Genomic DNA, 10,161 nt, shown 5'->3' with positions numbered 1-10,161 from the left:
TCGTCGCCTTATCAACTCTTATATCTTATCATGTCCGAACCAACTTTGCAAGCATTTTTTTAAAATCTTTTTTTGTAACACTCACTCGCAATATTGTATTTCTTGGCCGGAATTAGAATATATCATAGACGAAATAAGTTTGCAAGCATTTATTTAATTAATTTCGGAAAGCTCAATTTGTTATTCATTCTTCTTCTATTAATAATAGAACCTGGTCTGTTCCATGAAGTAAATAACTAGAATAAAAAAAGAACCTCACACCCTGAAACAACAGGGAAGGAGGTTCTGTATTACAAAGAGCTTTTCAAGTTATACCAAATTGTTATTCCGAACCCATAAAGGCAAACCGGATCACAACAATAACCGCAAGCACCCACATGAGCCAGTGAACTTTAACTTTGTTGCTGGTAAACAGGTTACTGAATACAGCCAGAACCACGTAAGACAAAATGCCAGCAGAAATACCATTGGCGATTCCGCCAGTAAAAGGCATCAGAACGATGGTCAGGAACGCCGGGAACGCCAGCAGGAAGTTATCCCAGTCAATGTTGCGAACCTGACTCATCATCAGCACGCCAACGATAATCAACGCTGGAGCAGTAGCCGCGGAAGGCACAACCAGTGCCAGCGGTGCGATAAAGAGAGCGAGCAGGAATAAAATGCCTGTCGTTACAGCAGTCAGACCCGTACGTCCGCCTTCTTCTACCCCTGCCGAGCTTTCTACGAATGCTGTAATGGTGCTTGTACCCAATACTGCACCGGCACTTACGCCAACAGCATCCACCAGCATAGCTTTACCGATGATTTTCTCGCCTTTTTTCTTATCCTTCATTATACCTGCGCGGGTGGCCGTACCCACCAGTGTACCAAACGTATCAAACAGCTCTACAAATGTGAAAATGAAAATGATATCAAACAGCCCGATGTGCAAAGCAGCCTTCAAATCCAATTGGCCTACTGCCAGATTACTAAAATCAGGAATCCAGTGACCTGTTGTCAAACTGCTCAGATTCGTTACACCCATCGGAATACCAATCAATGTAGTAGCTACGATACCAATCAGCAAAGCACCTTTGACCCGAACAACCATCAGTGCTGCGATAATAAGCAAGCCGATCAGCGCCAGTAGCGCATCCTTTTGATGAACCAGACTACCCAGAATCAGATTAAAAGCATGACCCGGAACCGGCTGACCAACATCCGTCCCTGGAACAATACTTACCATAACCAGATTACATAGCTTAAAACCGACAATGGTAATAAACAAGCCGATCCCTACTGTAATAGCTGTCTTAAGATTTTCAGGAACCGCAACAAGCAACATCTGTCTCACTCGTGTCACGGTTAAAATCAGAAAGACGATACCGGATATAAATACAGCGCCGAGGGCCGCTTGCCAAGTGATCATACCATTCGAACTCAAAACTACGGTCATAAAATAAGCATTCAAGCCCATACCTGGAGCCATGCCAATGGGCACATTAACGAACAACCCCATTAGAATAGTGACCAGTCCTGCACCTACCGCAGTGGCAAAAAAGACGGCTTCGCTGGGCATCCCTGCTCCAGTGGGCCCTAAGAAGGTATTGTTGACCACCAAAATGTAAGCCATGGTCATAAAAGTAGTAATCCCCGCAATAATTTCTGTGCGGACGTTCGTTCCATGTTCCTTTAATTTAAAGAAACGCTCCATGAGTCGTAATTCCTCCTACGCAAAGCATACTCGTATTGTTATCGTTCAGTTACTGTAATATTCGCATTCAAAAGCTCTATATTACATTCGTTATTTTAGGCCGTCCCCTACTGCTTGTCAACACAAAAAGCGAATGTTGTAATTTAATCACATATGTATTGTTCGGGAATTAGAAAGCCCGCCAAGCTGTTATATAGCTGACGGGTTATCTATTAAGCGAATCAGATATTTTTATACTTTTCGAAGGTATTCGCGGTATCGGGTATATTTTCCAAATAAACGATCTTACCTTCTGCATCCAGTCGGGCTTTGTCCACTCCTGTGAGTGTATACACTTCGCCTGTTGCTCTTTTGCCGCATACCGCCCATTTGGTTTCATAAACAGCAGGTTCCTCGGGAACGGGCTTCCAGCCTTCATACATATGCTTGATTTCAGATGTTCCTTCAAAGAACATGTTCAAGAAGCTTTTCCAGCTGTTCATGCCTTGTTTTCGGTCACCGTTCAATACGAACTCAATTTCGTTGGAGAACAGGCTGATTAATCGTTCTCTGCTTTTCTCATCATCTTTTGCCAAGTCATAATAGTGAAAATAATCTTCTAAGATCTTCATCGTGTTGTATAATTCCTTTCGTGTTGCGCCTCGTTATATGTGTTCTTATGAAAAGGTAATGGCAATTTTACCGACAGCATGGTGGGTTTCGCTTAGAGCATGTGCATCATACAGACCTTTTTGCGAAAAAGGGAACGTAGCTCCTACCACCGATCTTACTTTTTTCTGCTCCAACAGGTCGGCAATTTCCTGTAACTGCTGTCCATTGGGCTCCAGCCATATATTTTTGGCCGTTACGTCGTGCTCCTTGACCAGCTCTTCGTCAAAATTGCTGACGATGGATATGATCCGTCCAGTGTGCCTTTTCAGAACTTTAAAGCTGTTTTTCTGAACATCTCCCCCCATCGTATCAAACACAACGTCCACATCGGACAATACATCCTCGAAACGGGTCGCACGGTAGTCAATAATTTGATCGGCTCCTAATGAAGCAAGCAGCTCATGATTGCGCTCGCTGGCTGTCGTAATGACATAGGCGCCAGCTTGTTTGGCAAACTGGATAGCAAACATGCCGACACCACCTGCGCCTGCGTGGATCAGTACCTTTTCACCTTTGGCCAGTTGACCATGTGTAAAGAGCGCCTGCCAGGCTGTCAGTCCCGCCAACGGAACAGATGCGGCTTCCTCCCATGAGATCGAGGCAGGTTTACGCGCCAGTAGTTGGTCATCCACCAAGGTATACTCCGCATAAGTACCAAAACGGGTCGTGTCCGGACGGGCAAACACCTCGTCTCCTACTTTCCAATCAGTTACCTCGCTACCTACTTCCGAGATGGTCCCGGCAACATCCCAACCCAGGATAATGGGAAACTCCCAATCCATCATTTGCTTCAAATAACCTTCACGCAGCTTCCAGTCAATCGGGTTAATGGAGGTAGCTGCTACTTTCACAACGACCTGATGGGCCTGTGGCTTAGGATTGGGTACATTTCTTTCCTTCAGTTCATCCTTGCTTCCGTAACGTTCAATGACGATAGCTTTCATATTCAGTTCCTCCTCGCGTATTTTACATATTCTTCACATTGGTAGACATGCGCTGTAATGCATTTGTCAAAGAAACAATTTCCCCATCAGCAAACTCATGCAGCAGCTTGTCCTGAAAGGCTTGTCTTTGCTCTGACAAAATGTGCAGCTCTCGAACCCCTGATTCTGTTAGACGAATATAGGTCACACGCTTATCCTGCTCTTTTTTGGTGCGGATAATCAGACCCTCCTCCTCCAGCCTTTTCAGATGTCGGGTTACCGCCGCTCCGTCCAGAACCAGCAAATGCTGAAGCTCCAGCTGACTCAATTCCTGCCGCTGATCAATGTGATACAAAATCTCGACCTTGGTAAAGCTCGTTTTTAACTGTGCTTCAAAAGCGGTATTCATTTCTTTACACAAAAGATGCATGCGGTAAAACAATTGGCTTTTTTCAGAGCAATGTTCGATGATAGATCCTCCTTTCTGTAATTACTTGACTTATCAATTGATATATCAATTATTATACACCTCTATTGAAAATATTCAAGCTTAACGACCTGCCTGAGTATTTGCGCTTCGATGTCCTGCTATAGTTCGGAGTAATACAATCAAAAAAGAATCGTGGTGTTCTGTTCACAGCCGGCAATGAGCTATAGGTTATAGCGTGTTCATAAATCCAATAATACAAGCTGCCAGCCGCTCATGACCTGCCTGATTTGGATGCAGACCGTCAGGAATACTGTTTTCCCCGGTAAAATACATCTGTCTGTGAATAGGCAGCAGCGGTTGAATTCCGGCGATATTCCACAGGTCGCAGCACGGAAAAGAATACAGCGAAGCCACATCTCTCACGGCCTGCGCATACGCGCTATACACTTGTCCCGTGACTGCATTGGGCAAATGTTCGGGAACCGCATCACTTGATCCGTGGGGCGGTGTCAAAAAGATGATCAGCTTGTCCGGGTAACGGTTAATTAATCCCTCGGCAATATGCTTGAGCGCACCATAAAATGTTCGCGTTTCTGTCGATGGTGTGCCTAAATGACCGAACGGCGTTTCTCCCATGGAAAAGTCATTTCTTCCACCCATAAAAAAGATCACATCTGCGTGAGGATTCATTTTTTCATATCGCTCACACATCGGCTCAAAGCCTCCGCTGGCTACACTGCTGCCGGATATGCCGTGATTTTCAAAGCCTTGAAAGCCCAAGACGTTGCTGACGATATGTGGGTAAGGCTTTTCCCCATCCTTTAATTCATAACCAAAAGTAATGCTATCTCCCAAAAATACGGCATGGCTTCCCTGGTACTTGTCCTGATCAGTAGTCATTTGATCCTCTCCTATCCCTTAGATCGTATTATTAATTTCGATAAATTTATGTTCAATGGCTGTCATCTTGTAGTTGGGACGAGTTATTAAATATGTATCCATGTAGCCGAAGGTTGGGGGAACCGACAAATAGGATTTTACATTAAATTGCCGTGCCAGCTTCTTGGACATCAAGGTGATTCCCATTCCCATCAAAACAAACTGCACCATCGTATCAAACACCCCTACCTCCACAACCTCGCCATGAGTCAATTGCATGTCCTGATACATCTTCTCCAGATGCGTGAGATACAGGCAACTATCCGACAGTATAATAATAGAGGCTCCTTGCAACACCTGTTTGAGGTCTGAGCCTTCATGAATGCCTTTCCCCACCAGCACCAGCTCTTCACGGCATATTTTTTGATAATGAATGTAAGGGTTAGTGGAATACCCTGTAACAAAAGCGATATCGAGTTCCCCGTCGAGGATTAATCGCTCCATTTCCGTAGTGGTTCCGGTTTTTAAGGTAACAGAAGCTTGTGGGTACAGCTCATATACCTTCGTAAGCGCTCTTGTTGTTTCCCCCGCCACGATGGACTGCATCGTGCCAATGCGCAGCTTTTCCTCCTGCGGTCTCATTTTCATCTCTGTGTCTTGCCATAGCAACAAAATTTGCTTGAACTGAGCGTACAAGGTTTCTCCTGCTGGGGTCAGCTCCATGCCACGAGGTTTTCGGTAAAATAACGCTGTTTTATAGTGGGCCTCCAGCTTCTTTATTTTGGCCGTCATGTTCGACTGCAGGTGATTCAGCTTTTGGGCAGCTTCTGTCAGGCTTCTCAGTTCTGCCACCGAAACAAATGCCTGCATATTTTCAATATCCATCCCTTCACCTCCCATCAAATAAAATGATACTTGCATCACAAACAAACATTATTATTTATGAGTTAAGTGTATTATATTGACCTTGGACGCTATTTTCCACCCTCATTTTAAAAATTCAGGAGGTATGCAACATGGTCAAAAAGAAGATTCGTGCAGGTATCGTAGGAGGTTCGATGAATAATAAATGGGCCAGTCAAACGCATATTCCGGCTTTGCTCAAGCACTCGAACCTGGATATCACTGCCGTTGGCACCTCCCGTATGGAGAGCGCGCGTCAAAGCGCAGAAGAAGTAGGGGCGGCACTGGCTTTTGATGATGCCAAAAAACTCGCAGCTTCCAAGGATGTGGATATGGTCGTGGTGAGCGTAAAAGTTCCCCATCATTACGAGGCGGTGATGGCGACTATTCAAGAGGGGAAGCATATTTTTTGTGAATGGCCCTTGGGGGCAAACACTGCGGAAGCCGCTGAAATGGCTACGGCGGCAGAACAGGCCGGCATTCATCATACCGTCGGCTTGCAGGCACGACAGGATCTTGAAGTGCAAACGATGAAAAAGCTGGTGGAAGACGGAACGATTGGTGAAATTGTGTCCTGTCATATGCAAGTAGCTACTCGAGGTAAAGGAGGACGAACAGATCAGGATACGGCTTATCTGCTGAATAGAGCCAATGGCGCCAATCTGCTGACGATTAACGGGGGACATTCTCTGGACGCGCTGCAATACATCGTTGGCGAATTCCGTGAGCTATCGGCCATCACATCATCTCACTATAACGAAGCCACTATTCAGGAAACGGGTGAAGTCATTTCCAAGGATACTGCGGATCAGATTCTGATTCAGGGGTCATTGGAGAAGGGGGCAACGGTATCCGTCCACATTCAGGGGGGAGTGAATCCAAAATTCGAGCTGGAGATTCAGGGAAAAAAAGGCGTTTTGCGTTTGACTCAGTATCCTTCGCTTGGGCATGTTCAATTTGGGAATCTGACGCTCGAAAAACTTGTGTATGATCCAAACAGTAAGCAGAGTCATGCGTCTAATGGCGATTTTAAACCAATCAATATAGTTCATGAGCCTGATAGCGGCCTGGATTTCCCCAAAGAAGGGGTAACTCTGAATGTAGCCAAGGCTCACCATGTATTTGCAGAGGATATTTTGACGGACACCCGTCTCGCTCCCGATTTCAACCATGCCTTAAAACTGCATCAGCTACTGGACCGCATTGAAGAATCGGCAACGACTGGAAAAAAGATCATGTGGTAAAAAGGACATCATTAGAACAACAAAACCTTAAAACAAAAGAACCTTCAAAACCACGATAGATGTGGAATTGAAGGTTTTGTTGTCTTGTTACCGATGTCATTCATGCAAGCATCAATGTGCTTGTCCGCCTTCCCTAACCCTGTAAACACAGTTTCTTCCCCCCGCCAAAATATACTCTACCCGTTCGATATGAACATTATCTCCAAGAATGGTTTCAAATAAATGTAACTCATTCTTACATAACCCGGTACAAGCAGCAGCAGCTTCACAGATCGGACAATGCTTTTCGATAAACAAAAGACTCCCATCGCCTTGCTCCTTGACCTCGGCCATATAGCCTTCGCTTGTTCGAATATCGGCTAGTTTCTCCAGCTTCTCTCTTACGCCCGATGCGTTACCAAGATGCTGAAGATATTGCTCTTGCATATTCTTATTCCTCACAGATAACAGCTTTTCTAGCCCCTCGTTTCCGAAAGCCTCTCTCATCGAATTGATCAGACTGACTGACAACTCAGAATATCCGTTTGGAAAAAAACGATCAGCCTCAGGCGTTAATCTCCAGAGCTTTGTGGGTCGTCCCATGGGACGGGCCTCTTCTTCGTAAGTAACCAATCCTTCTTCTTTGAGAGCATTTAAATGTTGACGAATAGCCATACCAGATAACAAAAATTTGGAGGATAGTGTCGCAACATCCATTCCACCTTGCTGCTTTAGCAGATCAATGATCCCTCTCCGGGTACCAGTTGATGAATCCTTATTCGTTTGATTGCGGCTCATGGTGAACCTCCTTTTGAAAGCGACTGGATCTACAACACTCTCTACATTTTAAATAAAAATGTTGACAAAGTCAAAGTTAAACTGTAGTTTAAACTTTATAAACAAAAATGTTTACTAAGTATCCGGATATGAAGTATACATAAAAAATTTCTTGGAGGTCCCATTTCATGTCGTCTAATCCTCAAAGTATTTTCAGCCCGCGTTATTTTGCATTGTCCATAGGAATTATCCTGTCGGTGATGGCAGTTGGATTCGAGGGCTTATCGGTAACCACAATTGCCCCTTCCATTGCTGGCGACTTGAACGGCCTTGACCTATTTGGCTGGATATTCAGCACATATCTGCTTGCGCAGATTATCGGGACCCTGGTCGTCGGTCGGATCATTGATAGAAGAGGACCTGCAGCACCGTTCACTTTCGCACTTCTTTTGTTTATCGTCGGGCTGATCGCTGCCGCAACAGCAGGCGATATGTATACCATGATAGGGTCACGAGCCATGCAGGGTTTAGGTGCCGGCGCTATGATGACTTGCGTGTACACTGCAATATCCTTAAGTTATCCCGATGAATTACGTGCCAAAATACTCGGAGCATTCGGTACTGCCTACGTTCTTCCGTCCATGCTTGGTCCATACGTTGCCGGTCTTATCGCAGATCAGTGGTCCTGGCGGTTTGTTTTCTGGGGAATATTACCGATCCTGGTTGTTTCAGCATTGCTAAGTTTACCTGCTTTTAGGAAATTAAAGACAGAGAGAACACAAGGGGACAACGGAGCTACAGCTACATGGTTGGCGTTACTATTAACGATAGGTACGGGGATTTTCTTAATTGGTCTTAGCATGCTACCGATAATTACAGGGTTTGTTTTAGTCATTATCGGCTTAGTGCTAATGGTATATCCGCTGCGCAAACTGCTACCCAAGGGAACTCTTGCTTTCCGAAAAGGCATGCCAGCTATTCTAGCAACACGTGGGCTGTTCTTCGCTGCCTATACCAGCACACAGAATTTCTTGGTATTGGCTTTAATAGATGTGAAAGGTATTACTCCTTCTCAGGCCGGATTAATTGTAGCGAGTGCTGCACTGAGTTGGTGCGTCATTGCTTATCTGCAAGGACGTTGGGATTCGGCAGACCAAGGTCGTGGACGTCATACAAGAATTATACTGGGTGTGCTACTGCTTGCATTTGGGATTGCCTTCGTATTTTGGGTACCTGTTGTAACTGTTGCCGTTGCGGTTATTGGACAAATCATAGCTGGAATCGGAATCGGCTTGGCACATCCTATTAGCGGCGTTGTGGCATTTTCCCAAACAGGGGAAGAAGGTGTTGGAAAAACTTCAGCAAATTTGCAATTTGCGGATTCTTTTACACCGGGCGTGGTTATCGGAATAGGCGGTTCCATCCTTGTTGTTTGTCAATCTGCTGGGATGTCACTGCAATCAGGATTAATTGTAACGATGGGTTTTCATCTCTTGTTAATCGTAATGAGTTTATTCGCTAGCACTCGGATTACACCACAAACTGAACTAATAAACAGATGAGGAATCCACAATGTTTACCACTTTAAAAGCGAGTATTGACGGAACCGTTCCTTGTCCTTTAAGACATGGAACGGCTACGTAATTAGAACAAAAGGAATCAGTCTCCTGTCTATCTAAGCTGATCATGAGAAGGAGGGTATATCAATAATATGTTGACTACAGATACTGAGAAACTTTTTACAGCTTATCGTATAATCGGGACTAAATGGATTATTCATATACTATTTTCCCTTTCTCAAGGTCCAAAGCAATTTAGCGAAATTTCCGAAAATGTTCCTTCCATTTCGGAAAGCATCCTCTCTAAGCGTTTAAAAGAGCTTCAAAACGATAATTTGGTTAAAAGAACTGTAAGTTTGGCACGCCCCATACAAACTATTTATGAATTAACACCAAAAGGATCTGCTCTTGCTACATTCATACCCTGTTTAATAGACTGGGTTAACAATGCAGCTAAAAAAATGACGTTCCAAGGAGGAATTACTACGATGATACAGGTCAGTGAAGCAGCATTCGAAAAAATCGTCGAAATCTTATCAAGTGCTAATGCCCGAAATTCTTTCCTTAGAGTAGGCGTTGATGAGGGGGGATGCAGTGGTCTATCCTATTCTCTTATCGTGGATGAGCAGAAAACAGAAGGGGATATCTTATTAAATAAAGGTGAATTTAGTATCTTGGTTCACACTAATAGTATTAAATATATTGAAGGTCTTCAAATTGACTATGAAGAAAGCGGTATGTTAGGCGGTTTCACCTTGAATAACCCTAATGCAAGAGCTTCATGTGGATGTGGAGCTAGTTTCAGAATGGAAAATTATCATGGAGAAGTTAAAAAATGTGATCAAAAAAATGGGAAAGGGGAATAGATTATTTATGTCATTTGTAGTATCTGAAAAAGCTATCCATTCTTTTAAAAATGATTGGGATTTAGAAGAGGGCCAATATATAAGAATTTATGCGAAATATGCAGGTGGAGGCTCAGAAGCATTCTCTATGTAAGGATAGGTGGTAAAGCAGACATGCTTATCCATCCAACAGTGAGAGAATTTAATTCCCTCTTTTGTAATGTATTGCATTTTAAACATCGTAGCCACACCTTATTTAGTTGCATCGGGAAATTCAG

The 10,161-nt window shown here is 44.1% G+C and carries 11 protein-coding genes; 4 read left to right on the top strand and 7 right to left on the bottom strand.

The window, feature by feature from the left end:
• Positions 1–322 precede the first annotated feature (322 nt).
• The 6 genes from C1I60_RS10080 to C1I60_RS10055 form a co-directional block, all read right to left on the bottom strand.
• On the bottom strand, positions 323–1,693 hold the full coding sequence (locus tag C1I60_RS10080; RefSeq protein WP_137061586.1) for an NCS2 family permease: 1,371 nt from the start codon (positions 1,691–1,693) through the stop codon (positions 323–325).
• A 221-nt stretch (positions 1,694–1,914) separates the two neighbouring features.
• Positions 1,915–2,304: a hypothetical protein gene (locus C1I60_RS10075; RefSeq protein ID WP_137061585.1), complete on the bottom strand. Its 390-nt coding sequence runs from the start codon at positions 2,302–2,304 to the stop codon at positions 1,915–1,917.
• Positions 2,305–2,349: 45 nt separating this feature from the next.
• Positions 2,350–3,288, bottom strand: coding sequence for an NADP-dependent oxidoreductase (locus C1I60_RS10070; protein ID WP_137061584.1), 939 nt, complete (start codon positions 3,286–3,288; stop codon positions 2,350–2,352).
• Positions 3,289–3,310: 22 nt separating this feature from the next.
• On the bottom strand, positions 3,311–3,676 hold the full coding sequence (locus C1I60_RS10065) for a MarR family winged helix-turn-helix transcriptional regulator (protein ID WP_252361657.1): 366 nt from the start codon (positions 3,674–3,676) through the stop codon (positions 3,311–3,313).
• A 249-nt stretch (positions 3,677–3,925) separates the two neighbouring features.
• Entirely contained in the window at positions 3,926–4,597 is a 672-nt protein-coding gene (locus tag C1I60_RS10060; RefSeq protein WP_137061582.1) for an SGNH/GDSL hydrolase family protein, read from the bottom strand.
• Positions 4,598–4,615: 18 nt separating this feature from the next.
• On the bottom strand, positions 4,616–5,461 hold the full coding sequence (locus C1I60_RS10055) for a LysR family transcriptional regulator (protein ID WP_137061581.1): 846 nt from the start codon (positions 5,459–5,461) through the stop codon (positions 4,616–4,618).
• 131 nt (positions 5,462–5,592) lie between these two features.
• Between C1I60_RS10055 and C1I60_RS10050 the strand changes: the two genes are divergently transcribed.
• Positions 5,593–6,723 carry a Gfo/Idh/MocA family protein gene (locus C1I60_RS10050; RefSeq protein WP_137061580.1) on the top strand — a complete coding sequence of 377 codons (1,131 nt, stop codon included), beginning with the start codon at positions 5,593–5,595 and terminating at the stop codon, positions 6,721–6,723.
• Between the two features lie 111 nt (positions 6,724–6,834).
• Here the strand turns inward: C1I60_RS10050 and C1I60_RS10045 are convergent, their stop codons facing one another.
• Positions 6,835–7,500 (bottom strand): helix-turn-helix transcriptional regulator, encoded by a 666-nt coding sequence (locus tag C1I60_RS10045; protein WP_137061579.1) that lies wholly within the window; start codon positions 7,498–7,500, stop codon positions 6,835–6,837.
• Positions 7,501–7,667: 167 nt separating this feature from the next.
• Between C1I60_RS10045 and C1I60_RS10040 the strand changes: the two genes are divergently transcribed.
• The 3 genes from C1I60_RS10040 (at position 7,668) to C1I60_RS26145 (ending at position 10,037) form a co-directional block, all read left to right on the top strand.
• On the top strand, positions 7,668–9,041 hold the full coding sequence (locus tag C1I60_RS10040; protein WP_137061578.1) for an MFS transporter: 1,374 nt from the start codon (positions 7,668–7,670) through the stop codon (positions 9,039–9,041).
• Positions 9,042–9,190: 149 nt separating this feature from the next.
• The gene (locus C1I60_RS10035; RefSeq protein ID WP_137061577.1) at positions 9,191–9,904 is read left to right on the top strand and encodes an iron-sulfur cluster assembly accessory protein; all 714 of its coding nucleotides are present in this window, start codon (positions 9,191–9,193) and stop codon (positions 9,902–9,904) included.
• 7 nt (positions 9,905–9,911) lie between these two features.
• Complete coding sequence (locus tag C1I60_RS26145; protein WP_289306512.1) at positions 9,912–10,037, top strand: hypothetical protein; 126 nt, start codon at positions 9,912–9,914, stop codon at positions 10,035–10,037.
• Positions 10,038–10,161 lie beyond the last annotated feature (124 nt).

The sequence above is a fragment of the Paenibacillus terrae genome (assembly GCF_005217525.1).
Lineage (GTDB): Bacteria > Bacillota > Bacilli > Paenibacillales > Paenibacillaceae > Paenibacillus > Paenibacillus terrae_C.
This window is presented reverse-complemented; position numbering and strand designations above follow the sequence as displayed.